Source organism: Paracoccus contaminans (assembly GCF_002105555.1).
Taxonomy (GTDB): Bacteria; Pseudomonadota; Alphaproteobacteria; order Rhodobacterales; family Rhodobacteraceae; genus Paracoccus; species Paracoccus contaminans.
On the sequence record NZ_CP020612.1, the window covers coordinates 1,269,294 to 1,295,596 of the forward strand.

Consider the following 26,303-nt stretch of genomic DNA (forward strand, 5'->3'; position numbering starts at 1 on the left):
CACTTTCCCCTCGCTTTCCGCTAAGCGCGGCCGGCTGAAAGCGAAAGGATTCCCCAGATGGGTTACAAGGTCGTCGTCGCGGGCGCCACGGGGAACGTGGGCCGCGAAATGCTGAACATCCTGGCCGAGCGCCAGTTTCCCGCCGACGAGGTGGTGGCGCTGGCCTCGCGCCGCAGCCTCGGGACCGAGGTCAGCTATGGCGACAAGACGCTGAGGACCCGCGACATCGAGGGGTTCGACTTCACCGGATACGACATCGCGCTGTTCGCCATCGGGTCCGAGCCGACCAAGAAATACGCCCCCCTTGCCGCGTCGCAGGGCTGCGTGGTGATCGACAACTCGTCCCTCTATCGCTATGACCCGCAGATCCCGCTGATCGTCCCCGAGGTGAACCCGGACGCGGTCGAGGGCTATGCGAAAAAGAACATCATCGCCAACCCGAACTGTTCCACCGCGCAGATGGTGGTGGCGCTCAAGCCCCTGCACGACCGGGCCAGGATCAAGCGCGTCGTGGTCAGCACCTACCAGTCCGTTTCGGGCGCCGGCAAGGAAGGCATGGACGAGCTGTGGGACCAGACCAAGGCCGTCTACAACCCCACCTCGGACGTTCCGCCGAAGAAGTTCCAGAAGCAGATCGCCTTCAACGTCATCCCCCAGATCGACGTGTTCCTGGATTCGGGCGAAACCAAGGAAGAATGGAAGATGGTCGCCGAGACCAAGAAGATCATGGACCCCGCGATCAAGGTCACCGCGACCTGCGTGCGCGTTCCGGTCTTTGTCGGCCATTCCGAGGCGGTCAATGTCGAGTTCGAGGATTTCCTTGACGAGGACGAGGCTCGCGACATCCTGCGCGAGGCGCCGGGCGTCATGGTGATCGACAAGCGCGAGCCTGGCGGTTACGTCACGCCCATCGAATGCGTGGGCGATTATGCTACATTCGTCTCGCGCATCCGGCAGGATTCCACCGTCGAGAACGGCCTCAACCTGTGGGTGGTCAGCGACAACCTGCGCAAGGGCGCGGCGCTGAATGCGGTGCAGATCGCCGAACTGCTGGGCAGCCGCTGCCTGAAGAAAGGCTGAGCCGGCCTGCCTCAGCCGCGGCAAGGGCGCCCGCGAGGCGCCCTTTTTCCATGCCTTGCGGCAGGATGGGGCACCACAACGGAATGTGACCGAACGGACCGTGCCCCAGCGGGTTCTGCCTGCGATGCGTGCGGCATCAGGGCGCCAGCCGAAAGGTGATCGCCCGTGATCGCCAATCGCCGCTATGTTCGAACCGCCCGATCCGGGCCTTGCAAGGATGGAAAGCAGATCATGGCTTATATCGGCCGCATCGAAACCGGAACGTCGAAGACGGGGGCGATCTCGCCCGTCGGGGACTTCGACACCTACAACACGACCTTCATCGCCGGGCTGACCTATTCGGCCTCGGCCAAGGGCGCCTCGTCAAGCAGCGGCTCGCTGGTCGATCCCAACATCGCGCTCTATGACGCCCGCGGCACCCGCCTGCTGTTCAATGACGACGTGACGCCTGGGTCCAACCGCGACGGCCAGATCACCTTCACGATCGGCTCGGGCGGCACGGCCGTCTATACGCTGGGCGTGGGGGAACAGGGCAACAACGCCACCGGCAGCTATACCCTGACGGTTTCGGCGGGCTATGCCTCGAACAACGCCGACAGCGTGACCGGGACCAATGCCAATGACGCGATCCACGGCATGGCCGGGAACGACATCCTTTACGGGATGGGCGGCAACGACAACCTGATCGGCGGCACCGGCAACGACACGCTGCTGGGGGGCGATCTGGGCGACGTGCTGCAGGGCCAGGCCGGCAACGACATGCTGCGCGGGCAGTCGGGCAATGATATCCTTTACGGCGCGCTGGGGGCCGACACGCTGGCCGGCGGGGCCGGGGCGGATACCTTCCGGTTCCTGTCGAACTCGGATTCCAATTCGCGCTTCGGCGTTGACGTGATCACCGGCGGCGATGGGGCCGTGGCATTCGAGGGCGTCGGCGTGCGCGGCGGGGACGTGATCGACCTGCACGGGATCGACGCGAACCTGACCATCGCCGGCAACCAGGATTTCGTGTTCAGCGCCTCGCGGGCCGCAGGCACCTGCTCGCTGTCCGAGGTGAATGGAGAGACGGTGCTGAACGCCCATCTGAACAATGATGGCGTCGCCGACCTGACCATCCGCATCGCGGATGGCGCCATCTCGGCCTATGACTACACCAGCGACGAGTTCATCCTGTAAGCTTCCGGTCTGGCAGCACAGGGCCGCCCGCATGGGCGGCCCTGTTTCATTCATGGCCGGGCGGCGGGTTCGGCCAGGGCCTTGCCCCCCGTCATGCGGCGCACCGCGACATAGAATCCCGGCACCATGAAGATGCCCAGGAACGTGGCCGCGATCATCCCGCCCATCACCCCGATCCCGATCGAGTTCTGCGCCGCCGCGCCAGCGCCGCGCGCCAGCGCCAGCGGCATCACCCCCAGGATGAAGGCCAGCGAAGTCATCAGGATCGGCCGCAGCCGCAGCCGCGCCGCCTCGACCGCCGCATCAAGGATACCGCGCCCCTGCATTTCCAGATCGCGCGCGAATTCGACGATGAGAATGGCGTTCTTGGCGGCAAGCCCGATGGTCGTCAGGATGCCCACCTTGAAATACACGTCGTTCGACTGGCCCATCAGCAGCGCGGCCGCAACCGCCCCCAGCACCCCGACCGGCACCGCCAGCATGACCGAAAACGGCACCGACCAGCTTTCGTAAAGCGCCGCCAGCGACAGGAACACGACCAGCGCCGACAGCGCATACAGATAGGGCGCCTGGTTGCCCGACTGGCGTTCCTGATAGGAAAGCCCGGTCCAGGCAACGCCGTATCCCCCCGGCAGGCCGGCGACCAGTTCCTCCATCGCATCCATGGCCTGGCCCGAGGTCGCGCCCGCGCCTTCGCTGCCCGACATGGAGATCGCATCCGATCCCTCGAACCGGGCCAGCCGCGGCGCGACCGGCACCCAGCGGGTAGACAGGAAGGCGCTGAAGGGCACCATCTCGCCCGCGCTGTTGCGCGCATACCATGCCTCGACATCCTCGGGCTGCATCCTGAAGGCGGCGGCCCCCTGCACGATGACGGGCCGCAGCGTCGCGCCCATGGCGAAATCATTGACCTCGCGCCCCGCAAAGATGGTGGACAGCATCCCGTTCACATCGCTGAGGCTGAGCCCCAGCGCCCCCACCCGCTGCGGGTCGATGTCCAGCCTGAGCGCCGCCTGATCCTCATCCCCCTGGCTTTGCACATTGCTGAGCCGGGGATCGGCATTGGCCTTTTCCTCAAGCGTCCGGGCCGTCTTGCGCAGGGCCTCGATCCCCTGGGCGGACTGGTCGATCAGATACATCTGGAACCCGGCCGCGTTGCCCAGCCCCTGGATCGGCGGCGGCTGCATGAAGGTCACGCGCCCCGCCCGGTGCCTGCCGAACCGGGCATTGGCGCGCTGGACAAGCGAGGCGGCCGACATCGCGGAATCGGTGCGTTCATCAAAGGGCTTGAGGCGGACAAACAGCATCGCCCGCCCCTGTCCCGACCCCGCAAAGCCGAAACCCAAGGCGGCAAAGGTGGACTGGACGGCCGGTTCATCTGTCAGCAGGTAATCCTCGATCTCCTTCACCACGGCCAAGGTCTGCTGGGCGGTGGACCCTTCGGACAGGTTCACCTGCGCCATCATCACGCTCTGGTCCTCGGTGGGCAGGAAGGTCGAGTTCATCCGCGTGAACATCTGCCAGGTGCCGGCCGCGATCAGCACCAGCAGGCCCAGCACGACAAAGGGCCGGCGGACAACCCGCGCCACGATCCCCGCATAGGCATCCGTCAGCCTGTCAAAGCCGCGGTTGAACCAGCGCGCCGGGGCGAAGCGGGCCGGGCCGTGATGGGGCCGCAGCAGCGCGGCGGTCTGCGCCGGGGTCAGGATCAGCGCCGCGGCCAGCGACAGCCCCATCGCCGTGATGATGGTGACCGAGAACTGGCGATAGACCACCCCGGTCGAGCCGGCCATGAAGGCCATCGGCAGGAACACCGCCGACAGCACCACGGCGATGCCGACCAGCGCGCCGGTGATCTGGCGCATGCCCGTTTCCGTCGCGCGGACCGGGTCGAGCCTGTCCTCGCGCATGATGCGCTCGACATTCTCGACGACCACGATGGCGTCATCGACCAGCAGCCCGATGGCCAGGACCATGGCGAACATGGTCAGCGTGTTGATCGAATAGCCCAAGGCATACAGCACCCCGAAGGTGCCCAGCAGAACCACCGGCACCACCACGACCGGGATCACCGTCGCCCGCCAGTTCTGCAGGAAGATCAGGATCACCGCGATGACCAGGGCGACCGCCTCGAACAGCGTGTGATAGACCTTGTTGATGGATTCCTGAACAAAGGGCGAGGTGTCATAGGCCGTCTGCAGCTCGACCCCTTGGGGCAGGGCCGATTGCAGCCGGGCCAGGACCGTGCGCACCGCCGCGGCGGTGTCCACCGCATTGGCCCCGGTTTCCAGGTTGATCCCGAAGCCTGCGGCATTGCTGCCCGAAAAGCGGCTGTTCGAGCCGTAGGTCTTCTGCCCGATCTCGATATCGGCCACATCGCCCAGCCAGACCGAGGCGCCGTCATCCCCGGTCTTGAGCAGGATCTTGCGGAAATCCTCGACGCTGGTCAGCTGGCTCTGCGCGGTGATGGTGGCGGTGAACTGCTGCCCCTGCGTGACCGGCTGACTGCCCAGCGAGCCGACCGACACGGTCGCGTTCTGCGCCGCCACCGCGGCCGTGATGTCGGCCGGGGTCAGCTGGAACTGCGCCAGGCGCAGCGGATCGAGCCAGATTCGCATGGCATAGCCCGAGCCGAAGATGTTGATCCCGCCGACGCCCGAGACGCGCTCGACCGGGCCTTCGACCACCTCTTCAAGCAGGTTGCCCAGCTCGACGGTGGAATAGCGCCCGTCGGCAGAGACAAGCGCCCCGACCATCAGGATGGACGAGGTCGATCGCGTCACCGACACCCCGTCGTTCTGCACGGTCGTGGGCAGCTGCGATTCGACGCTGCGCACGCGCGACTGCACGTCGTTCAGGGCGTTCGTCGGCTCGACCGTGTCGTCGAAGGTCAGCGTCAGCGAGGCGCGCCCCTGCGACGAGGTGGATTCGAAATAGAGCAGCCCGTCCAGCCCGGTCAGCGCGTCCTCGATCTGGCCGGTCACGGCGTTCTGCACCGCCTCGGCCGTCGCGCCCGAATAGCTGGCGCTGATGCGGATCGTGGTGGGCGCGATGTCGGGATATTGCGAGACGGGCAGTTGCAGCACGCCCCAGACGCCCGCCAGCATCGTGACGATGGCCAGCACCCAGGCAAAGACCGGACGATGAATGAAGAACTGCGCCATCAGTTGCGGGGGCGCGCAGCGGGGACGGGTGCCGGGCTGGCGGCGGCGCCAGTGGCCGGGGCAACGGTGCCGCCTGCGCCGGTGCTTGCGGCCCCAGAGGCCGGGGCGGCAGCAGGCGCGGTGACGCTGCTTTCAGGGGCGGGGCTTGCCGCGGCAGGGCCGGGGGCGGCATCCCCCGCGCCCGCAACCCCCCCCGCAGTCGCGGCGTTCGAGGCCGCGATGTCCGGGGCGGGGGCGTTTGCGGCCGACGCGTCCGGGGCCGAGGTGCCGTTGGCCCTGGCCTCGGGGGCAGGCTGATCGCCCGCCGCGCTGCCGGCGGCGGTTGCGTCTGCTGCGGCGGCATCGCCGGCATTCCGCACCACGCCGTCCGCGTCGATCACCACCGGGACGGTGGTGACGGCAGCGCCCGCGGTCAGGTTGGTCAGGCCGTCCAGGATCAGGGACTCGCCCGCGCTGACGCCCTGGGTCACGACCCAGGCATTATGCGCGGTGCCCGATTCGGTCAGCGTCACCTGTTCGGCCTTGCCGTTGCGGGCGACAAAGGCCGTCAGCTCGCCACTGGCCGAGCGGCGGGTGGCGCGCTGAGGCACCAGCACGCCTTCCAGCGTGCCGACGGTCAGCTGGACGCGCAGGAACTGACCCGGCAGGATCAACCGGTCGGGGTTCGGGAACTGCAGCCGCAACGGCACCGTCCCGGTGGTCGAGGACACCGTCCGGCCCGGCGCCACCAGCGCGCCCGGCTGGTCATAGACCTGCCCGGTTTCCAGGATCACCTGCGGCTGAAGACCCGTCTGCGGCGCCAGGGTGCCGGCATTGCGCATCTGGATGTTGCGCAGAAAGCGCGCCCGCGATTCGGACACGTCCACATAGATCGGGTCCAGCTGGGTGACGGTCGTCAGCGCATCGCTCTGGCTTGCGGTCACCAGATCGCCCACCGACACCTGCGCGATGTCGGCCACCCCGTCGATGGGGCTGCGGATGTCCGAGCGGTCCACGGCAAGCTGCGCCAGGTCGCGGTCGGCCTCGGCCTGGGACAGGCTGGCGCGGGCATTGGCCAGCGCGACCTGCGCCGTTTCCAGTTCGGCCTTGCTGACGCCGGTGCCCTGCAGGCGGTCATAGCGGTTCACGGTCGCCTGCGCGCCCTGCAGCGCGGCCCGCGCGCTGGTCACGACTGCCTCTGCCGCCGCAAGCGTTGCGGTGCGCTGCGCATCGTCCAGGCGGAACAGCACCTGCCCGGCCTTGACCGGCTCGCCGGGATTATAGGCGATCTCGGACACCTCGCCGCCCACCTGCGGGCGGATGGCCGTTTCGTGATAGGCGACGGCCCGCCCGGGCAGCGTCGTCGTGACCGGCACGCTTTCCCGCATCAGCGTCACGACCCCGACCTCGCGCGGACCCTGCTGCGCGCCGGCCGCCCCCCGCCGCCCCGCGGGCCGGACTGCGCCAGCACCGCCGCCGGCAGGGTCAGGAACAGCGGAACAAGCAGCAGGCCCGCAAGGCGCAGTCGCAAAGGGCAAGGATGCTGCATCATGGCCCCGGTATCGCAGCCGCTGCCGGACGCCACAACCCGCCTCATCCCGCGCCGCTACACGTTCGCGCCAGCGGCGGCCCGCCGGCCCAGCAGCGCCGCCCCGCGCACGCCGCTGGCATCCCCGAACCGCGCCAGCCGCAGCGTCGGCAGCGGCGTGCCCGCCATCAGCCGCGCCGGCAGCGCTGCGGCCAGACGCTCGGCCACGCCAGGCATCTGCGACAACCCGCCGCCCAGCACCACCACATCCGGGTCGATCGTCATCTGCAGCACCTCGAGCGCCTCGGCCGCGAGATCCGCCCAGACCGCCAGCGCCTGTTCGGCCGCAGCCTCGCCCTGCGCCGCGCGGGCGGCAAGGCGGGGGGCCGGTTCCGGTCCCAGCCCCAGATGTTCGGCGATGCGCGCCACGCCCGGACCGGCGACATAGGCCTCGATGCAGCCCGCCCGCCCGCATCCGCAGCCCCACAGCCCCAGCCCGTGCCGGGCCAGCGCCCGCGCCGGCATGCCGCTGTGCCCGATCTCGATCGGCAGCCCGCCAAAGCGCGGCGCAGGCGCGCCATCGACGCAGAACCCTGCCGCGACCCCGGTGCCCAGGATCAGGCCGACCGCCGCAGCCGCGCCCTCGGCCGCGCCGCCATTCGCCTCGGAATAGGCCAGAGCCATGGAATCGTTCATCACCGGCAGGGGGCGGCCGACCGCCTGGGTCAGCCGCGCGGCCATGGGCTGGCCGCTGATGGGCAGATTGGCGGTTCGGGCAATCCCGGTGCCGGGCTCGACCATCCCGGTCATGGCGATGCCGACCGGCAGGTCGGCCCCGGCCGCCGCGCGCAGCCAGCCCACCTGATCCGCCACGGCGGCAAAAAACGCATCCGCGCTGCCCCGCGGCGTCGGCACCCGCCGGCTGTCCAACGGCTGCATGGCCCCGTCGAACAGCCGCGCCTCGATCTTGGTGCCGCCGATATCCAGTCCGCCGCAGATCATCCCAGCCCTCTTTGTCATCGCGTATTGTTCCTAGCGCGGCAGGATGCCCTTGCCAAACGCCCACAGGACGGGGGATGACCTTGCCCATGGGCGTGGCGCTGGAAATCGTCGTGGACGACGCCGAGGGGCTGGCGGCGGCCGCCTCGGCCGGGGTGGACCGGATCGAACTGTGCAGCGCGCTGGCGCTGGGGGCGCTGACGCCTTCGGCCGGGCTGATGGCGCGGGCTGCGCGCTGCGGGGTTGCGGTGATCGCGATGATCCGGCCGCGGCCAGGCGATTTCCGGTATTCGCCGGGCGAGCTGGCGGTGATGGTCGATGACATCGCGGCGGCAAGGGCCGCGGGTCTGGCCGGGGTGGCGATTGGCGTGACGGGGGACGACGGGCGGCTGGACGCGCCGGCAATGGCGCGCCTTGCCGAGGCGGCCCGCGGGATGGAAATCGTCATCCACCGCGCCTTTGACGTGACGCCCGATCCGGCCGAGGCGCTGGAGCTTGCCCTGTCGATAGGCATTACCCGGATCATGACGGCCGGGCATGCGCCCGATGCGCTGGCCGGGGCGGCGGGTCTGCGCGCGCTTGCCCGCGCCGCGCGGGGCCGGTGCGAGATCATGGCCGGCGGCGGGGTCACGGCGGCCAATGCCCCGGCGCTGATCGCGGCGGGGGTGGATGCATTGCATGCCTCGTGCAGCGTCATGCGCCCGGCGGGCGGGCCGCTGGGCGCGCTGAGGATCGCGCCCGAACGGATGGCGACCGATCCGGAGGCGATCCGGGCCTTGCAGGCTGCGATGCGGTGAAGGCGAGCCGGGGGGCTGTCTGCCCCCCGGACCCCCCGAGGATATTTGCGGACCGAAGATGGGCGCGGGGCCAAGAAGCGGCGGCGCCCCGTGACGAGAAGCCACAGCGCCGAGAGGCCCGCCCGGCGCCAAAAGCGCCCTGCAGGCAGGGCCGGACGAGAAAGGCCCCGCCGTTTCGGGCGGGGCCTTGGGGCAGGCAGGCGCGGCTTATTCGGCCTGCGCGTCCTCTTTCCGGGGTTCGGTGATTTCCTCGCCCGTGTCCTGATCGACCATCTTCATGCCCAGGCGCACCTTGCCGCGGTCGTCAAAGCCCAGCAGCTTGACCTTGACTTCCTGCCCTTCCTTGAGCAGCTCGTTCGGGTGGTTCAGGCGCTTGCCGCTGATCTGGCTGACATGGACCAGGCCGTCGCGCTTGCCGAAGAAGTTCACGAAGGCGCCGAAATCAACCAGCTTGACGACCTTGCCGGTGTAGATCTTGCCCTCTTCCGGCTCGGCCACGATCGACCAGATCATCTCGTGCGCCTTCTTGATCGATTCGGCGTTGGCCGAGGCGATCTTGATGGTGCCGTCGTCGTTGATGTCGACCTTGGCGCCCGACACTTCGACGATCTCGCGGATGACCTTGCCGCCCGAGCCGATCACTTCGCGGATCTTGTCGGTGGGGATGGTCATCGTCTCGATCCGCGGGGCGTGGGCGCTGAACTCGCGCCGCCCTTCGGTCAGGGCCTTGGCCATTTCGCCCAGGATGTGCAGCCGGCCTTCGCGGGCCTGCTCCAGCGCCTGTTCCATGATGGCCGGGGTGATGCCCTGGACCTTGATGTCCATCTGCAGCGAGGTGATGCCGTTTTCCGTCCCCGCGACCTTGAAGTCCATGTCGCCGAGGTGATCCTCGTCGCCCAGGATGTCGGTCAGCACGGCCCAGTTGTCCTGGTCCTCAAGCACCAGGCCCATCGCCACGCCCGCGACCGGCGCCTTGAGCGGCACGCCCGCGTCCATCATCGACAGCGACCCGCCGCAGACCGACGCCATCGAGGACGAGCCGTTCGATTCGGTGATCTCGGAGACAACGCGGATGGTATAGGGGAAGTCGGTCGGCGCCGGCAGCACCGCCTGCAACGCGCGCCAGGCCAGCTTGCCGTGGCCGATCTCGCGCCGGCCGGGGCTGCCGACGCGGCCCACCTCGCCCACCGAGTAGGGGGGGAAGTTGTAGTGCAGCAGGAAGTTCGACCGGAAATTGCCGTGCAGCGCGTCGATGATCTGTTCGTCATCGCCCGTGCCCAGCGTGGTCACGACCAGCGCCTGCGTCTCGCCGCGGGTGAACAGGGCCGAGCCGTGGGTGCGCGGCAGCACGCCCACCTCGCTGTCGATGGCGCGGACGGTGCGGTTGTCGCGCCCGTCGATCCGGGCGCCGCCGCGGATGATGTCGCCGCGCAGGATGCCCGATTCCAGCTTTTTCAGCGCCGAGCCGAGATTGGCGTCAGCCAGTTCCTCCTCGCTCAGCCCGGCCTTGACCTTGGCCTGCGCCGCCTCGATCGCATCGCGGCGTTCGCCCTTGTCGCGGATCGCATAGGCGGCGCGCATGTCCGCCTCGCCCAGCGATTTAACACGGGCATACAGCTCCGTATAATCGGGCGAGCGGAAATCGAAGGGCTCTTTCGCCGATTCCTCGGCGAAGTCGATGATCAGGTCGATCACCGGCTGCATCTGTTCGTGGCCGAACTTGACCGCGCCCAGCATCTCTTCCTCGGTCAGCTCATAGGCCTCGGATTCGACCATCATCACGGCGTCCTTGGTGCCGGCGACGACCAGATCCAGGCGCTGTTCGGGATTGCCCCGCAGGTTGTCCATGTCCTGAACCTCGGGGTTCAGCACATATTGGCCATTGGCAAAGCCGACGCGCGCGGCGCCGATTGGACCCATGAAGGGCACGCCCGAAATGGTCAGCGCGGCCGATGCGGCGATCATCGCGACGATGTCGGGGTCGTTCACCAAGTCATGCGACAGCACCGTGCACATGACGAGGACTTCGTTCTTGAAGCCCGGCGCGAACAGCGGGCGGCAGGGGCGGTCGATCAGGCGGGCGGTCAGCGTTTCCTTTTCGGACGGGCGCGCCTCGCGCTTGAAGAAGCCGCCCGGGATCTTGCCGGCGGCATAGTATTTTTCCTGATAATGGACGGTCAGCGGGAAAAAGTCCTGACCGGGCTTGGGTTCTTTCGCAAAGGTCACGTTGGCCATGACGCTGGTTTCGCCCAGCGTGGCGATGACCGAACCATCGGCCTGGCGGGCAACCTTGCCCGTTTCCAGCGTCAGGGTTTCCTGGCCCCACTGGATGGATTTCTTCACTTCATCGAACATGCGGATTTCCTCATGGATGCGCCGCCCCTGCGGGCATCCTGTGCAAATGGCGGCCCCATTGCCGCCGCCCCCAATCCTTTGCACGAGGCCGGGGGCGGGCCTCACGTCACAGATTTGCGGGGTTTACAGGAAATCGCGCGCTGAGAAAAGCGCGCAGTTTCATGTGGTGGGCGGGCAAACCCATCTGCGCTTCAGCACTTGCCCCCGACATCCTCCGGTCAAGGAGGCGCCGCGATGACGCATAGCCACGATGATGGACTGCTGGCAGGGATTCCGCTTCAGACCTGCTCAGGCTGATGAACCGGCGCAGCCTGCGGGCGCTGATGGGGGCGTCGAGCACCGGGGGGCCTGGCGGCCTGAATGCAAGGCGCCCGCAGCCAAGGCTGCGGGCGTTCTGCCGGATAATGCCGCGCCCGCGCCTTGCGGGGCGGGATCGGCCGTTATTGCGCCAGCCCCAGCGCGTCGCGGATGGTGAAGAACAGGTCGGTCTGATCGGTCAGGCCCGTGACATTGGCCGCGCCCGGACCATAGGCCGCGATGCGCAGCTGCGCGCCGGTATGGCCCTGATCGTCGGCCTCGTCGGCGTTGCCATAGCTGATCGCCATCGGCACGCCGTCCTTGGTCATGACGGCCTGGGTCAGGCCGGGGGCCTTGGTGTCGGGATAGACGATCTGGCTGGCATGCGCGTGGTCGGCCGTCACGATGACCAGCGTGTCGCCCTTGTCCTGCGCGAATTTAAGCGCCGCCTGCACGGCCTCGTCCAGATCGACCGTCTCGCCGATCTGGCCGCAGGGGTTGGCGTTGTGGTCCTGCTTGTCGATCGAGGCCCCCTCGACCTGCAGGAAGAAGCCCTTGTCGTTCGCCGAAAGCAGGGTGATGGCCTTTTCGGTCATCTGCGCCAACGTCGGGATCTGGGCGGTGCGGTCGGGGTTGGGCGCGCAGGTCACAGGGGGCTGTTCGATATTGCCGTAATGGACCGCCTGCGGCCCCTTCCAGCGGACGGGCATGTTGCCGGGCGCGAACAGGCCCAGCAGCGGCTGTGCGTCATTGGCGCCGTTGACGGCGTTCAGCGCATCAAGCGTCTCGACGACCTGATAGCCGCGTTCCTTCGCCTGCTCGATCAGGGTCTTGTCCTTCCAGTCGCCGGCGCGGGCCTTGTCGTCGAAATACTTGCGCCCGCCGCCCAGCGTCACGTCGGCGCGGGTGTTCAGGTGCTGTTCCGAGATCGAGCCGCCGCCGCCGTTCTCGAGCGCGTTGTCGGGGCATTTCTCGGCCGTCGATGTGGGGTCATAGCACTTGCGCTGGGCGACATGGGCGGCCTGCACGGCGGGCGTCGCGTCCTGGATCTCGGCGGTCGAGACATTGCCGGTGGCGAGGCCGGCTGCCTTGGCCATCTCCAGCAGCGTCTTTTGCGGCTTGCCGTGGATATCGACCGAAATCGCGCCGTTATAGGTCTTGGTGCCCGTTGCCCATGCCGAGCCGGAAGCGGCCGAATCGGTGACGTAATCGGGCTTGCCGTCCTTGTTCAGCGCATAATGGGTGTACTGGCCCGTAACCGGCAGGGCGTCGATGCCCTTGAACATGCCCCCCGCGCCCTCGGCGACGTTGCGGGCGATGGTGATTTCCGAATCGCCCATCCCGTCGCCGATCAGCAGGATGACGTTCTTCGCACGGCCGGATTTCAGTTCGGTCGCGACAGCGGCGGTGATGTCACCCGACAGGCGGCGCGCGCCGCCATGCACGGTGATGTCGCCCTTGGCCGCGCGGTCCATCAGCGCAGCGGCCGAGCTGTCCTGCGCAAAGGCGCCGGCCGAGCAGCAGGCGATCAGGGCAGTGGTCGCCAAAAGGCGGGCATGGCTGAAAGGCATGGGCGTCTCCAACAGGCCGGAGGATCTGGCGGGCAATGTGCCAGCACCCTTGCCGCTAGTCCCGTGAGACAACGCCCGTGCAACAGCCGCGTAAAGATTGGATGACGGCGCCTTGCCCCGCCTGCCCGCGCGGCGGGCCTGCGGTCAGGCGGGGCGCAGGGGCTTGGGCGCGCAGCCCCAAAGCCGCCCGGCGCGGCAAAGCAGAATGCCCGCGGCAGGGCGCGGGCATTCAGGCGGTGGCAGCAAAGGCAGGCCCGTGCCGGGCCGGCCGATCAGCGGCGCAGGCCGAGCTTGCCGATCAGCGCGGTATAGCGCGCCTCGTCCTTGCCCTTGAGATAGTCCAGCAGCTTGCGGCGCTGGGCGACCATCATCAGCAGCCCGCGGCGGCTGTGGTTGTCTTTCTTGTGCGCCTTGAAGTGCTCGGTCAGGGTCGCGATGCGCGAGCTGAGGATGGCGACCTGCACCTCGGGCGAGCCGGTGTCGCCCGGCTTGGTCGCGTATTCCTGCATGACGCGGGCTTTTTCTTCGACGGTGATCGACATCGGGGTCTCCTGTCAGAAAAGGGTGGATGGCACAGGCCGGGATGTCGTCCAGCGCAGGCCCCTGGAGTGTTCCGCGAAAAGCGGAAAGCGCCCTATAGGGTAGCATTCCAACAAAGAAAAGCCGATTCGGCCCTGCCGCGGGGGTCAGGCCGCCCGCAGGCCGATCATCCCCGCCTCAAGCCCGCTGCCCTGCAGGACAAGGGCCACGGCCTCTCCGTTCAGGCGGACCAGCGCGGTCCCGTCAGGCTGGTGATCGACCGTGACGCTGGCCCCTTTCAGGGCCGCGCCGGGCAGGACCAGCTCGATCCGGTCCTGATCGGCCTGAAAGTCCGCCAGCGTGGCAGGTTCCTGGTCGGGATCGTGATCGCCGGGCAGATCGAACATGTCGGAGCCGGCTCCGCCTTCAAGCCAGTCGCCGGCATTTCCCCTCAGCGTGTCGTCGCCCGCGCCTCCGTGCAGCCAGTCGCGCTGGCCGTCGTCATCGGCCGCGGACAGCCAGTCATTGCCCTCGTCCCCCGACAGATCGTCCGATCCCGCCCCGCCGTCGAGGCTGTCATCGCCGGCCGAGCCGGACAGCCAGTCGTCGCCCGCCCCCCCGCTGGCTTCGTCGTCGCCCTCGCCGCCCAGCACCGTGTCGTTGCCGGTGCCTCCGTCCAGCAGGTCGTCGCCGCCATCGCCGGCCAGCAGATCGTCGCCCGCGCCCCCCTGCAGCGTGTCATCGCCGAAGCGGCCAAGGCTGTAATCGCCATAAAGAACGTCGTTGCCGCCGCCGGCGGCGATCAGGTCGTCCCCAGCCCCGGCGCGCAGGTCGTCATCACCGCCCCGCCCTTCGAGCCGGTCGTCGGCCTCGGTGCCGGCCAGCCAGTCGCCATCCTCGGAGCCAATGATCGTGCGGCCGGGATGACCGGCATCGCTGCTTCCGGCCCCCGGCCCCTGCTCAGGGTCGGGATCAGGGGACGGATCATCTGCCGGGCCGCCGCCTGTCTGGGCTGGCCCGGCGCCGTCATCATCCTCGTGCGCGGCGTGATCGTGCCCCGCATCGACCACGAACGCCATCATCAGCAGACCGGCACAACTCATCAACAGCAGCATCGCAAAACCTCATCCCCGGCAGAAGGATACGGGCCGGCGGCGTGCTTATACCCCGTCCCGCGCCCGGAGCGGAGCAAAAGGTTAGGAAAGGATTAACGGCGGCTCAGCCCCGGCCCGGCCGGCGCAGATAGACGTAATACGCCCCCGCGCCGCCGTGCCGGACATGGGCGGGAACGACCTGCATCACCACCGCCGCGACCGGGGCCATGTGCAGCCAGTGCGGAACCTCGTGGCGCAGCGCGCCCGCGCGGGTCGGCAAGGGCCCGTGATCGCCCTTGCCCTTGCCGGTGATGACCAGCACCAGCCGCCGCCCCGAGGCCCAGGCCGACAGGATGAACCCGGTCAGCTCGGCCTTGGCCACGGCCAGCGTCATCCCGTGCAGGTCGATCCGCGCCTCGGGGCGCAGCCGCCCGCGGACAAGGTCGCGGTGCATGCGCGCATCCATCCGCAGCGGGCCTTCGCGCAGTTGATCGGCAGGGTCGGGGGCGCGGAAGGGCGCAGCCCGCCCCGGCAATGCCGCCGCCCCGACGCGGAACGGCGCAAGCGGCGCGCGGGCGGGGACGGCAACAGGGCCGGCCGCGGGAACCAGGGCGGGAAGCAAGGGGGGCGAGGGGGCCTGGCGCGGCGGCGCCAGCTTGTCCGGGCCTGCCCCGGCGCCGGGCCCGGGCTGCGGCGGGGGCTGCGGCGCGGCAGGGCTGAGCGGCGTGATGCTGCGGGCGACCTGCGCCCAAAGGGCGCGGTCATCGTCGCTTATCTGGCCCCTGCCGCGGCGGCCGGCCATGATTCAGGCCGTGGCGACAAGCTGCCAGTTCGGGTCCGCCTGACCCATCCGGCGTGCGAAGGTCCACTCGTCGCGCTGGCGACGGGGTTTGCGGGCATCGCCGTCCACCACCGCCCCGCCGGCATCGTGCTGGACGACGATCAGCTCGCCCACGAAACGGATCGTGATCTCGCCCGTGCCGGTCTGCGGATCGAAGGCGGCATCCTGCAGGGCCGTCTCGTGCGTGCCCAGATACTGCACCTCGCTGACGATCCCGTCAGCCTGCCGCTGCGCGATCACGGCATCAAAGGCCTCGGCCACCGCAGGCGACAGAAAGGGGCGCACCTGGGCCAGATCGCCCTTTTCAAAGGCGGTCAGGATCATCTCATAGGCCTGCCGCGCCCCGGTCAGGAAAGGGCCGACCGCGAAATCCGGCTCGACCCGCTGCATCGCGGTCAGCGCCGCCGCGGCGGCCGATCCGGCGGGCGCATGGTCAAGCACGTCGCTGCCCTCGGGCTCGGCCGGGGCGGCGGCATGGCGCAATGCGGGCTGGGGCGCGCTCTGGCGCGGCGGCTCGAACCCCTCGCGCGTGCCCAGCACATTGCGCAGGCGCATGACGAGAAACACGGCGATCGCGGCAAGCACCACGATCTGGATCAGCGAATTCGACATGGGCGGCGGCCTTTGGCAGGTTGCATCTGGTGCGAGAGGATCGCTCGATTATGTAGGAACGAGCGGGCGCCAAGTCCAGTTGCCCGCCCGGATCCGAGGTTCCTGCCCATGCGGCTGATGACTGCCCTTCTTCTGCTTCCGATCGTCGAGATCGCACTGTTCATCAGGATCGGCGGCCTGATCGGCCTTTTGCCGACGCTCGCCCTGGTGATCGCCTCGGCGTGGGCGGGCCTGGCCGTGATGCGCCGGCAGGGGCTGGCGGCGCTGGCGGATGTGCAACGGTCGGTTGAACAGCTGCGCGACCCCTCGGCCCCCCTGGCCGAAGGGGCGCTGATGCTGCTGGCCGGCGGGCTGCTGGTCCTGCCGGGATTTCTCACCGATGCGCTGGGTCTTGCCTTGCTGATCCCGGCGGTGCGGCGCCGGGTGCGCGCCCGGTTCGGCCGCCGGGTGGCAAAGCGGTCCCATGGCGCAGCCTGGCCGCGCCCCGCATCGCCGGTGATCGAGGCCGAATATGTCGTCCTTGACGAGCCCCCTGCGCGCCCCGGCCGGCCTCCCTCCGGCTGGACGCGGCATTGAGCGTGCCTGGCGCGGGTGGTAACACCGCCGCCAGCACCCATCCCCTCGCCGCAAGGATCGACCGATGACCGACGAAACCGCCAATGGCGCCGCGCCTGACGCAGCCGCACCCCAGGTGCAGGATTCCCAGCAGCCGCAGGTTAGGCTGAACATCCTGGCCCAGTTCGTGCGCGATTTGTCGTTCGAGAATATCGTCGCGCAGAAGGGCATCGGCGGCGAGGTCACGCCCGAAATCCAGGTGCAGGTCAGCCTGGATGCGCGCAAGCGCCAGCCCGACCACCAGTACGAGGTGATCTGCAAATACCGCGTGACCTCGGTCAACACGGCCGACCAGGCCAAGCTGTTCCTGTGCGAGCTGGACTATGCCGGCGTCTTTCACATCGAGGGCGTCCCCGAGGACCAGATGCACCCCTTCCTGATGATCGAATGTCCGCGCATGCTGTTCCCCTTTGTCCGCCGCATCCTGTCGGATGTCACGCGCGACGGGGGCTTTCCGCCCTTCAACATGGACCCGGTGGATTTCGTCGCGCTTTACCGGCAAGAGGCGGCGCGGCGCGCGGCGCAGTCCCGGCCGCAGGGCGCGCCCCTGTCGTGACCGGGCGAATGGCAGCCAGGGCCTGACGGCCGCCCCTTTTCCGGTTCAGCGGGGACCATATGGCACGACGGGCGCCACGGGCGTGGCAAAGGATGCTGTCGGGGCGCAGGCTGGACCTGCTGGACCCCTCGCCCCTTGATGTCGAGATCGAGGACATCGCCCATGGCCTTGCCTTCGTGGCCCGCTGGAACGGGCAGACCTGCGGCGACTGGGCCTATTCCGTCGCGGAACATTCGCTGCTGGTCGAACGGATCGTCGGGCTGATCGACCCCGACACCGCCCCATGCTGGCGCCTGGCGGCCTTGCTGCATGATGCGCCCGAATATGTGCTGGGGGACATGATCTCGCCGGTCAAGGCGGCGCTGGGGTCAAGCTATGGCGAAATGGACGCCCGCCTGGCCGCGGCCGTCCATCTGCGCTTCGGGCTGCCGGCGGTGCTGCCTGCCACGGTCAGGCGGCGGATCAAGATGGCGGACCGCGTTTCCGCCCGGCTCGAGGCGGTGGCGATCGCCGGCTTCGGTGCGGCCGAGGCGAACCGGCTGTTTCCCCTGCCGGCGGGCCTTGATACCCGGGGGCTGGACATCCGCCTGCGCCCGCCCGCCGAAACGCGCGCCGCATTCCTGGGGCGCTTTGCCGAACTGACCGCCGCCTGAGATGCGGGCCCGGGGATGGGAAGGCGCGCCCGGCACCGTGAGGCGCCGGGCGCGCCGGGGTCAGATGGCCATGTCTTCCAGCGACTTGCCAGCGCCGATCTGCTCGCTGACCCAGCGGGGGCGGCGGCCGCGCCCCGACCATGTCATCGACGGCTCGTCGGGGTTGGCGTAGCGCGCCTCGCCTGTGGCGCGGCCGGCAGCGGCCGCGGCCCGCCGCCCCTTGCCGCCCTTGGCGGTGGTCAGATCGGCCAGGGCAAAGCCATGCTCGCGTGCGGCCCGTTCAACGGCGGCAAGCGCCTCGCGGCGCTTGCGGTCCTCGAACGAGGCGATGGCACGATCGATCTGCGTGCGAAGCGTGCGCAGATCGTCCATGGACATCTCGTCGAGATTGATATCGGGCAATTTCTGCCACCTCTTGATCGTCTTCAAATGAGTTCTGCCCATAGCAGAATCATTCTGCCATCTGCAACCCGCCTAATTCAGCGTGGGCCGCGTTTGGCCAGAATGCGCTGCAATGTGCGGCGATGCATGTGCAGCCGCCGCGCCGTTTCGCTGACATTGCGGTCGCATTGTTCGAAAACACGCTGGATATGTTCCCAACGCACGCGATCGGCCGTCATCGGATTGTCAGGCGGCGGCGGCAAAACCGATTTCTGTTCGACCAGCGCGGTCATCACCTCGTCGGCATCGGCGGGCTTTGGCAGATAATCGACGGCCCCCATCTTGACCGCCGCGACCGCGGTGGCGATGGCGCCATATCCCGTCAGCACGACAATGCGCGCGTCCTGGCGCTGCGAACGCAGCAGATCGACGATGTCCAGCCCGCTGCCATCCTCGAGCCGAAGATCGACCACCGCATAGGCGGGCGGATATTCGGCCAGCGCCCGGCGCGCGGCGGCGACGCTGACGGCGATGCGCGGCACAAAACCCCGCCGTTCCATCGCGCGCGACAGGCGCTGGACGAATACCTCGTCGTCATCGACCAGCAGCAGGCTGGGATCGCTGCCGATCTGCGCGGAATGGTCCTGGTTCATGTCGCCCCGTCCTCAAGCATCGGTCTTGCCGGAATCCGGCACGGCTGCACGGTTTCCGCAGATTCACGATTTCGCCGCATCCACAAAGCAGGAAACGGTATCGGCCATCTCCTGCGGCGACGTGTCGCGCGAAAAGAATTCGACCGTTCCATGGCCGGGCAGGACCAGATAGCTCTGCGTCGTGTGATCGACCAGGTAATCCGACTTGTCGGTTTCATTGTTGAGCTTGAAATAGGCGCGCCAGGCTTTCGCCACGGCGGCAACGTCGTCGGCCGATCCGGTCAGGCCCAGCAGGCCAGGGTCGATCATGTCGGTGTAATCGCGCATCCGTTCGGGCGTATCGCGGGCCGGGTCCACCGACATGAAAACGGCCCTTGCATCCGTTCCGCGCGCCCGAAGCAATTCGACGGCTGCCGCATTGCGGGCATTGTCCATCGGGCACACGTCAGGGCAGAACGTATAGCCGATATAGAACAGGCTCGGCCGGTTAAAGACCTGCGCATCGGTTACCCGCGCGCCGTTTTCGTCGGTCAGGGTGAACGGGCCGCCCAGCGCCCCCGCGCCGCCCGCCACGGCGGACCGGCGGCACTGCCCGAACGGGTCGGCCGCCGCGCCCGATCGCATCCACATGAATCCCGTCAGCAGCAGCAGCGCCGTCGCGGCAACCCCCAGGATCAGCAGTCGGCGCTCGGTCGTCATAGGGCATCCCTTCATTGCGGCGTGCAGATCAGGTGGTTATCAATCCGGCAAAGCGCAACGCAAGCCGCCCTGATGCCGCCGGATTCGACCCACAGACCGACCCGCGCGCGTCAGAGGGGCGCGCCCCCCGGCGACCCCGACGGCGCGGCCGAACCGATCCGGCGCCGGACGCTGGTCACGCTGCGCGGGGTGGCGCTGGCAGGGCAGGCGGCGGCGGGGCTTGGCGCATGGCTGCTGGGGGCGCGGCTGCCGGTGCTGCCGGTCGCGCTGGTGATCGTGGCGGCGTCGCTGAACCTGGGTCTGGGGCTGCGGCGTCAGCGCATGACGCCGCGCGCGGTGCAGGTGCAGCTCATTCTCGACACGGTGCAGACCGGGGTTCTGCTGACGCTGACCGGGGGCACGGCAAACCCCTTTGCGCTTTTCGTGCTGGCCCCGCTGACGCTGGGGGCGGGGGTTCTGTCGCGGCGCGCCCTTGTCGCCGTGGCGGGGGCTGCGGCCGTGATGATCGTGGCGATGACCGCGCTTGCCGTGCCGCTGGAGATGCGCGCGGGCAGTATCCTGACGGCCGGAACGGCGCTGGGCGTGGGCCATGTGCTGGCCCTCGCGATCGGAGGGGCCTTCTTCGCCTCCTCCGCTTATCGCATTTCGGCTGACCTGGCGGCGACGAAAAATGCCCTCTGGGCGGCGCAGATGGGGCTGGCGCGGGAACAGAGGCTGCAGCATCTGGGCGGCGTCGTCGCCGCCGCCGCGCATGAGATGGGCACCCCCCTGGCCACGATCAAGCTGGTCGCGGCCGAACTCGCGGATGATCTGTCGGACATCGCGGCCGGGCGGCCGGGTGTTGCCGAGGATCTGGCCCTGCTGCGCAGCTCGGCCGATCGATGCCGCGAAATCCTGCGCAGCATGGGCGCGGCGGGGAAGGACGACCTGCATCTGCATGGCGCCCCCCTGGAAACGGTGCTGGAGGAAGCCGCCGCCCCCCATCGCGACAGGGGCAAGCGCCTCGTCATCACCGATCTGGCCGGCATCATCGTGCGCCGCGATGCGGGGCTGATCCACGCGCTGCGCAACCTAATCCAGAACGCCGTCGATTTCGCCGCCAGCGCGGTGCGCGTGGACGCGATGCGCGAAGGGGAACGGCTGCACGTGACGATCCGCGACGACGGGCCGGGCTTTCCCCCCCATCTGCGCACGCGCCTGGGCGAGCCATACCTGACCACGCGAAGGCCGGTGCCGGGACAGGAAGGGCCGGGCTATGAAGGGCTGGGGCTGGGGCTTTTCATCGCCCGCACGCTGATCGAGCGCAGTGGCGGGCAGCTGGCCTTTGCCAACGATCACGGCGCGGTCGTTCAGGTGACATGGCCCGTGAGCGCCCTGATCGCCGATGACCGGGCGATCCTGCCACCCAATCCTGCAATCCAGGATTGAAGCGCCGCTGCCAGGTGTTTAACCTTTTCTTAAAATACCGGGTGTTACCCGGCCTTGTTGGTCGGCACGGACGGATAGATGGTGAACCTCGCCACAGTTGCGATCGCATTGACGACCGGCACCGCCTCGGCATGCCTTGCGCTTGTCATTGCGCGGCTGGCGCCGGCCCTGCCGCGCGGGGGGCTGTCGCTGCGGGCAGGCACGGCGCCGCCCGAACCCATCGCCATGCTGTTCCAGGATCGCCGGCTGGTCGATGCGACAGAGGCGGCCCGCGGTTTTCTGGGCGCCCTGCCGGGCGAGAGCGATTGGGCGCGCCTGTGGGCTTGGCTGGCACAGCGGTTCGAGGCGCCCGGCCTGATCCTGGACCGTGCGGCGGCCGACGGCACCGCGACCATCACGGCGACGGGCGCGCCTGCCGGGCCGGGCGGGGCCGCGCGTTGCGGCGCCGCGACGCTGCGCCTGCGCGCCGATGACCTTGGGCAGGGGCTGGTGCGGCTTGAAATCGTCGATCCGGGGCTGGATTGCAGCGGTGTCACGGTCAACGCCCATTCGCTTGCCGCGATGGAGGACGAGATCGCCGTGCTGCGCGAATCGGTGGACCATGCCCCCGTCCTGATCTGGCGCGAGGACGGGCAGGGCACCGTCACCTGGGCCAATGCTGCCTATCTGCGCGAGATCGAGGCGCGCGATCCCGAAAATATCTGCTGGCCGCTGCCCCGCCTGATCGCGCTGCCCGAAGGCGCGAGCGCCGTGCGCCGGGCGGAAATCCGGCTGGACGACCAGCCGCGCTGGTTCGATTGCCATGTGCAGGCCGCGGACGGGCACCGGACGATCTTTGCCGTGCCCGCAGACGGGGCAGAGCGGGCGGAACGCAACCTGCGCGAGTTTGTCCAGACCCTGACCAAGACCTTCGCCGATCTGCATATCGGCCTTGCCATCTTCGACCGGGAAAGGCGGCTGCAGCTTTTCAACCCCGCACTGACCGATCTGACAGGGCTGCCGGCAGCCTTTCTGACGGCGCGTCCGACGCTGTATGCGGTTCTCGATTCGCTGCGCGAGGCGCGCATGATCCCCGAGCCGAAGGACTACGCCAGCTGGCGGCGCAGGATGGCGACGCTAGAGGCGGGCGCGGCTTCGGGGCATCACGTCGAAACTTGGACATTGCCCGGCGGGCAGACCTACCGCGTGACCGGCCGGCCCCATCCCGGCGGCGCGATTGCGTTCCTTTTCGAGGACATCTCTGCCGAGGTGGCGCTGACCCGGCGCTTCAAGGCCGAGCTTTCGCTGGGCGCCGAGGTGCTGGACGCGCTGGAATCGGCCGTGGCGATCTTTGATGCGGATGGCGGGCTGCTCAGCACGAACCGGCTTTTCGATGCGCTATGGGGGGTGGACGCGGCCTCGACCCTGCGCGGCTTTGACAGGCTGTGGCGGCAGGTGGCCGAGGACAGCCCCGGTTATCGCGCGCTGCGCGCCGCGCTTTCCGCAGGGCGGGTCGATGGGCGGCGCAGCGGTGCGATCGCCGGCCCCGATCAGGCGCTGCTGTCCTGGCGCGTACGCCCGCTGAGCGGCGGCCGACGGATGGTTCTTTTTGCCCGAACGGTGGCCGGCACGGGCGAGCCGATCCGCGGCGATCTGCCGACCGGCCCCTGCGCGGAGGGCGAGACGGAAACGCGGCTGGCCGGGGCCGTATGAGGACTGGGCGGGGGCGGGCTATCAGAACGCCGGAGATGAGGTGCCGCCCGTACGGGCAGGTGATCCGGCAACCGGGGTTGTGGGCGACCTTGATACGAAGGGGCGCCCGACAGGGGCGCCCCTTTCCTTGTCCTTGCCCTGACCCCTGCGCCATCCAAGGCGGGCCTGCCGCGCGGCGGCAGGCGTTGCGGCCTGCGGCGGGACGATGCGGCAGGCTGCTGGCCCGCCGCGCCGTTTGTCAGCCCCCGTCAGCCCGGCGGGCGCAGGCCCAGGCGGCGGCCGAGGGGCGAATGGGCCAGCTCGCCGATCAGGCCGCGGCGGAACAGCAGCACGCAGACCATGAACACCACGCCCGTGATGACCGTCACCGGAATATCCGATGTCGCCAGCCGCTGTTGCAGCGCGATCACCACGCCCGATCCCAGGATCGGGCCCAGCAGGGTTCCGATCCCGCCGATCAGCGTCATCAGGATAACCTCTCCCGACATCTGCCAGGCCACGTCGGTCAGCGTCGCGAATTGCAGCACCAGCGCCTTCAGCCCGCCTGCCAGCCCTGACAGGGCCGCCGACATCACAAAGGCGCCCAGCTTGTAATGCGCCACCGAATAGCCCAGCGAGATCGCCCGCTGTTCGTTTTCGCGGATCGCCTTGAGGATCATGCCGAAGGGCGAATTGACGAAGCGCCAGATGATCAGCATGCCCAGCAGGAACACCGCCAGCACGAAGAAATAGATTGCCAGCGGCTGGTTCAGGTCGATGATCCCGAACAGGCGCCCCCGCGGAACCGACTGGATGCCGTCCTCGCCATGGGTGAAGGGCATCTGCAGGCAGGCGAAGAAGAACATCTGCGACAGCGCCAGCGTGATCATGGCGAAATAGATGCCCTGCCTGCGGATGGCGAGCGCGCCGATCACCAGCCCCAGCCCGGCCGCTCCCGCTACCCCGATCAGCAGCGCCAGTTCGGGCGCCAGGCCCCATTCCTTGGCCGCATGGGCCGTGAAATAGGCAGCCCCGCCGAAGAACGCGGCATGGCCGAAGGACAGCAGCCCCGTATAGCCCAGCAGCAGGTTGAACGCCGCAGCAAACAGGCCAAAGCACAGCAGCGTCATCACGAAGACCGGATAGACGACGAAGGGCGCCGCGACCAGCGCCGCCAGCGCCAGCACCATCAGCATCAGCTGCGTGCCGCGCCCCATCCGGGGTGCGGCCGCCGGTGCGCCGGCCGGAATGTCGGACCCTGTGGCCATGGATCAGCCCTCCTTCCCGAACAGGCCCGCAGGCCGCAGCATCAGGACGATCGCCATGATGACGAAGATGACGATGTTGGACGCCTCGGGGTAGAAGACCTTGGTCAGCCCCTCGGCGATGCCCAGCAGATAGCCGGTGACGATGGCGCCCATGATCGACCCCATGCCGCCCACCACGACCACCGCGAAGACCACGATGATGATGTTCGACCCCATCAGCGGCGAGACCTGATAGATGGGCGCGGCCAGCACCCCGGCCAGCGCCGCCAGCCCCGCCCCCAGCCCATAGGTCAGCGTCAGCATCAGCGGCACGTTGATGCCGAAGCTCTGCACCAGCGTGGGGTTTTCGGTGGCGGCGCGCAGCGTGGCGCCAAGGCGCGTGCGCTCGATCAGCGCCCAGACGGCAAGGCAGACCACCAGCGAGGCGGCGATCACCCAGCCGCGATAGAGCGGCAGCACCATGAAGCCCAGGTTCACCGCCCCCGTCAGCGCCGCCGGCGCGGCATAGGGCTGGCCGGATGCGCCGAAATACCACCGCATCCCCCCTTCCAGCGTCAGCGCGAGGCCGAAGGTGAACAACAGCCCATACAGCGCATCAAGATTGTAGAGCCGCGAGAGCATCGTGCGTTCCACCAGCACGCCCAGCGCACCCACGACCAAAGGCGCGGCGATCAGCGCCCCCCAATAGGGAAGGCCCAGCCATTTCAGCGACAGCAGCGCAACGAAAGCCCCCAGCATGTATTGCGCGCCATGGGCAAAGTTGATGACGCGCAGCAGGCCGAAGATGATGGCCAGCCCCAGCGAAAGCAGCGCATAGAACGACCCGTTGATCAGGCCGATCAGCAATTGGCCCAGGAAGGCCTGGATCGGGATGCCAAAGATCATCGCCATCTGTCAGACCCCCAGCGTTTCGTGCAGCATGGGCATGCGGGCATCCAGTTCATCCACGGGAAATTCGTGCATCATGACGCCGTGGTCCATGACATAGAAGCGGTCGGCCACGCGCGAGGCGAAGCGGAAGTTCTGTTCCACCAGCACCACCGTCATCCCGCGCGATTTCAGCTCGCGCAGGACCGCGCCGATGGCGTCGATGATGACCGGGGCCAGCCCCTCGGTCGGCTCGTCCAGCAGAAGGCAGCGCGCGCCGGTGCGCAGGATGCGCGCCATGGCCAGCATCTGCTGTTCGCCCCCCGACAGCTTGGTGCCGGGCGAATTGCGCCGCTCGCGCAGGTTGGGAAACAGCGAGAAGATCTCGTCCAGCGTCATGCCCCCCGGGGCCACGACCGGCGGCAGCATGAGGTTCTCGTCCACCGAAAGCGTGGCAAAGATGCCGCGTTCCTCGGGGACAAAGCCCAGGCCGGTGCGCGCCACCCGGTGCAGCGGCATCCGCGTCAGGTCGTGGCCGGCAAAGGCGATGGCCCCGTTGCGCTTGCGCACGATCCCCATGATCGCGCGCAGCGTCGTGGTCTTGCCCATGCCGTTGCGGCCGAGGATGCAGACCGTCTCGCCCTCGTTCACATGCATGGTGATGCCGTGCAGGACGTGGCTTTCCCCGTACCAGGCGTTCAGGTCGCGGACATCGAGCAGCGCGGTCATGCCTCGGACCCCATATAGGCGGTGCGCACGCGCGGATCGGACGCAACCGAGGCGTAATCGCCCTGGGCCAGGATCTCGCCGCGCTGCAGCACGGTGACGTGGTGGCAGATGTCCTCGACCACCGCGAGGTTGTGTTCAACCATCAGCACGGCGCGCGTGCGCGCGACCTCGCGGATGATCTCGGCGACGGTGTGGACATCCTCGTGCCCCATGCCGGCCATCGGCTCGTCCAGCAGCAGCACCTTGGGGTCGAGGGCCAGGGTGGTGGCGATTTCCAGAACCCGCTTGCGGCCATAGGACAGGTCGGCGGCGCGGATGTCGCGCCAGGGGGTCAGCCCCAGATCCGCGATCAGCGCCTCGGCGCGTGGGTTCAGCGAATCCAGCGACGACAGCGAGCGCCAGAACTGCGTGTGCAGATGCGCGGGACGCTGCAGGGCGACGCGGATGTTTTCCAGCACGGTCAGGTGCGGGAAAACAGCCGAAATCTGGAACGAGCGCACCAGCCCCATCCGCGCCACCACGTCGGGGCGCATGCCGGTGATGTCGGTGCCCATCAGCGTGATCGTGCCGCGCGTGGGCGGCAGGAACTTGGTCAACAGGTTGAACACGGTGGTCTTGCCGGCCCCGTTCGGCCCGATCAGCGCGTGGATCTGCGCATGCCGGACATCCAGATCGACATTGTTGACCGCGGTGAAGCCCAGGAAATCCCTTCCGAGGCCGCGGGCGGCAAGCACCACCCGCGGCTCGGCCGTGTCGATGACGGCTTGCATG

The 26,303-nt window shown here is 68.6% G+C and carries 24 protein-coding genes; 8 read left to right on the forward strand and 16 right to left on the reverse strand.

Annotated features, from left to right (window positions below; all coding sequences use genetic code 11):
• Positions 1 to 57 precede the first annotated feature (57 nt).
• Positions 58 to 1,080, forward strand: coding sequence for an aspartate-semialdehyde dehydrogenase (locus B0A89_RS05970; RefSeq protein ID WP_085377354.1), 1,023 nt, complete (start codon positions 58 to 60; stop codon positions 1,078 to 1,080).
• A gap of 231 nt (positions 1,081 to 1,311) precedes the next feature.
• Positions 1,312 to 2,256, forward strand: coding sequence for a calcium-binding protein (locus B0A89_RS05975; protein WP_157115259.1), 945 nt, complete (start codon positions 1,312 to 1,314; stop codon positions 2,254 to 2,256).
• Between the two features lie 50 nt (positions 2,257 to 2,306).
• On the opposite strand, the gene B0A89_RS05980 is transcribed toward B0A89_RS05975, so the two are convergent.
• The 3 genes from B0A89_RS05980 to B0A89_RS05995 all read right to left on the reverse strand — a co-directional run bounded on the left by B0A89_RS05980 (position 2,307) and on the right by B0A89_RS05995 (position 7,947).
• Positions 2,307 to 5,420: an efflux RND transporter permease subunit gene (locus tag B0A89_RS05980; protein WP_085377356.1), complete on the reverse strand. Its 3,114-nt coding sequence runs from the start codon at positions 5,418 to 5,420 to the stop codon at positions 2,307 to 2,309.
• Complete coding sequence (locus tag B0A89_RS05985) at positions 5,420 to 6,787, reverse strand: efflux RND transporter periplasmic adaptor subunit (RefSeq protein ID WP_157115396.1); 1,368 nt, start codon at positions 6,785 to 6,787, stop codon at positions 5,420 to 5,422. The genes B0A89_RS05980 and B0A89_RS05985 overlap by 1 nt, the downstream gene beginning before the upstream one ends.
• Positions 6,788 to 7,005: 218 nt before the next feature.
• Positions 7,006 to 7,947: an ROK family protein gene (locus tag B0A89_RS05995; protein ID WP_085377358.1), complete on the reverse strand. Its 942-nt coding sequence runs from the start codon at positions 7,945 to 7,947 to the stop codon at positions 7,006 to 7,008.
• A gap of 56 nt (positions 7,948 to 8,003) precedes the next feature.
• Here B0A89_RS05995 and B0A89_RS06000 point away from each other — a divergent pair, with 56 nt between their 5' ends.
• A complete protein-coding gene (locus B0A89_RS06000; protein ID WP_157115260.1) occupies positions 8,004 to 8,723 on the forward strand; it encodes a copper homeostasis protein CutC in 720 nt (239 codons plus the stop codon).
• 207 nt (positions 8,724 to 8,930) lie between these two features.
• Here the strand turns inward: B0A89_RS06000 and pnp are convergent, their stop codons facing one another.
• From pnp to B0A89_RS06030, 6 genes are all read right to left on the reverse strand, one after another.
• Positions 8,931 to 11,078 (reverse strand): polyribonucleotide nucleotidyltransferase, encoded by a 2,148-nt coding sequence (gene pnp / locus B0A89_RS06005; RefSeq protein ID WP_085377359.1) that lies wholly within the window; start codon positions 11,076 to 11,078, stop codon positions 8,931 to 8,933.
• A 440-nt stretch (positions 11,079 to 11,518) separates the two neighbouring features.
• Complete coding sequence (gene phoA / locus B0A89_RS06010) at positions 11,519 to 12,946, reverse strand: alkaline phosphatase (protein ID WP_085377360.1); 1,428 nt, start codon at positions 12,944 to 12,946, stop codon at positions 11,519 to 11,521.
• A 272-nt stretch (positions 12,947 to 13,218) separates the two neighbouring features.
• Positions 13,219 to 13,488 carry a 30S ribosomal protein S15 gene (gene rpsO / locus B0A89_RS06015; protein ID WP_085377361.1) on the reverse strand — a complete coding sequence of 90 codons (270 nt, stop codon included), beginning with the start codon at positions 13,486 to 13,488 and terminating at the stop codon, positions 13,219 to 13,221.
• A gap of 144 nt (positions 13,489 to 13,632) precedes the next feature.
• Positions 13,633 to 14,580, reverse strand: a complete 948-nt coding sequence (locus B0A89_RS06020) for a calcium-binding protein (protein ID WP_085377362.1) — start codon at positions 14,578 to 14,580, stop codon at positions 13,633 to 13,635.
• A 103-nt stretch (positions 14,581 to 14,683) separates the two neighbouring features.
• Entirely contained in the window at positions 14,684 to 15,013 is a 330-nt protein-coding gene (locus tag B0A89_RS15445; protein WP_420814425.1) for a Smr/MutS family protein, read from the reverse strand.
• Positions 15,014 to 15,364: 351 nt separating this feature from the next.
• Positions 15,365 to 16,012, reverse strand: coding sequence for a Tim44/TimA family putative adaptor protein (locus B0A89_RS06030; protein WP_085377364.1), 648 nt, complete (start codon positions 16,010 to 16,012; stop codon positions 15,365 to 15,367).
• Between the two features lie 117 nt (positions 16,013 to 16,129).
• Between B0A89_RS06030 and B0A89_RS06035 the strand changes: the two genes are divergently transcribed.
• From B0A89_RS06035 to B0A89_RS06045, 3 genes are all read left to right on the forward strand, one after another.
• Positions 16,130 to 16,588, forward strand: a complete 459-nt coding sequence (locus B0A89_RS06035) for an FxsA family protein (RefSeq protein ID WP_338045744.1) — start codon at positions 16,130 to 16,132, stop codon at positions 16,586 to 16,588.
• Between the two features lie 64 nt (positions 16,589 to 16,652).
• Positions 16,653 to 17,183 carry a protein-export chaperone SecB gene (secB, locus tag B0A89_RS06040; RefSeq protein ID WP_085377366.1) on the forward strand — a complete coding sequence of 177 codons (531 nt, stop codon included), beginning with the start codon at positions 16,653 to 16,655 and terminating at the stop codon, positions 17,181 to 17,183.
• A gap of 59 nt (positions 17,184 to 17,242) precedes the next feature.
• Positions 17,243 to 17,836, forward strand: coding sequence for an HD domain-containing protein (locus B0A89_RS06045; protein WP_085377367.1), 594 nt, complete (start codon positions 17,243 to 17,245; stop codon positions 17,834 to 17,836).
• Between the two features lie 60 nt (positions 17,837 to 17,896).
• Here B0A89_RS06045 and B0A89_RS06050 read toward each other — a convergent pair whose 3' ends face one another.
• The 3 genes from B0A89_RS06050 to B0A89_RS06060 all read right to left on the reverse strand — a co-directional run bounded on the left by B0A89_RS06050 (position 17,897) and on the right by B0A89_RS06060 (position 19,569).
• On the reverse strand, positions 17,897 to 18,238 hold the full coding sequence (locus tag B0A89_RS06050; protein WP_240558661.1) for an H-NS histone family protein: 342 nt from the start codon (positions 18,236 to 18,238) through the stop codon (positions 17,897 to 17,899).
• Between the two features lie 77 nt (positions 18,239 to 18,315).
• A complete protein-coding gene (locus B0A89_RS06055) occupies positions 18,316 to 18,870 on the reverse strand; it encodes an ActR/PrrA/RegA family redox response regulator transcription factor (RefSeq protein ID WP_085377369.1) in 555 nt (184 codons plus the stop codon).
• 63 nt (positions 18,871 to 18,933) lie between these two features.
• A complete protein-coding gene (locus B0A89_RS06060) occupies positions 18,934 to 19,569 on the reverse strand; it encodes an SCO family protein (RefSeq protein WP_085377370.1) in 636 nt (211 codons plus the stop codon).
• Between the two features lie 72 nt (positions 19,570 to 19,641).
• Here B0A89_RS06060 and B0A89_RS06065 point away from each other — a divergent pair, with 72 nt between their 5' ends.
• On the forward strand, positions 19,642 to 20,997 hold the full coding sequence (locus B0A89_RS06065) for an ActS/PrrB/RegB family redox-sensitive histidine kinase (protein ID WP_085377371.1): 1,356 nt from the start codon (positions 19,642 to 19,644) through the stop codon (positions 20,995 to 20,997).
• A gap of 78 nt (positions 20,998 to 21,075) precedes the next feature.
• Complete coding sequence (locus tag B0A89_RS06070; protein ID WP_157115261.1) at positions 21,076 to 22,689, forward strand: PAS-domain containing protein; 1,614 nt, start codon at positions 21,076 to 21,078, stop codon at positions 22,687 to 22,689.
• Positions 22,690 to 22,937: 248 nt separating this feature from the next.
• On the opposite strand, the gene B0A89_RS06075 is transcribed toward B0A89_RS06070, so the two are convergent.
• From B0A89_RS06075 to B0A89_RS06090, 4 genes are read right to left on the reverse strand one after another with little or no spacing between them, the layout of a single operon-like run.
• On the reverse strand, positions 22,938 to 23,936 hold the full coding sequence (locus tag B0A89_RS06075) for a branched-chain amino acid ABC transporter permease (protein ID WP_085377373.1): 999 nt from the start codon (positions 23,934 to 23,936) through the stop codon (positions 22,938 to 22,940).
• A 3-nt stretch (positions 23,937 to 23,939) separates the two neighbouring features.
• Complete coding sequence (locus B0A89_RS06080; protein ID WP_085377374.1) at positions 23,940 to 24,827, reverse strand: branched-chain amino acid ABC transporter permease; 888 nt, start codon at positions 24,825 to 24,827, stop codon at positions 23,940 to 23,942.
• A gap of 3 nt (positions 24,828 to 24,830) precedes the next feature.
• A complete protein-coding gene (locus B0A89_RS06085; protein WP_085377375.1) occupies positions 24,831 to 25,532 on the reverse strand; it encodes an ABC transporter ATP-binding protein in 702 nt (233 codons plus the stop codon).
• The gene (locus tag B0A89_RS06090; RefSeq protein WP_085377376.1) at positions 25,529 to 26,302 is read right to left on the reverse strand and encodes an ABC transporter ATP-binding protein; all 774 of its coding nucleotides are present in this window, start codon (positions 26,300 to 26,302) and stop codon (positions 25,529 to 25,531) included. The genes B0A89_RS06085 and B0A89_RS06090 overlap by 4 nt, the downstream gene beginning before the upstream one ends.
• Position 26,303 lies beyond the last annotated feature (1 nt).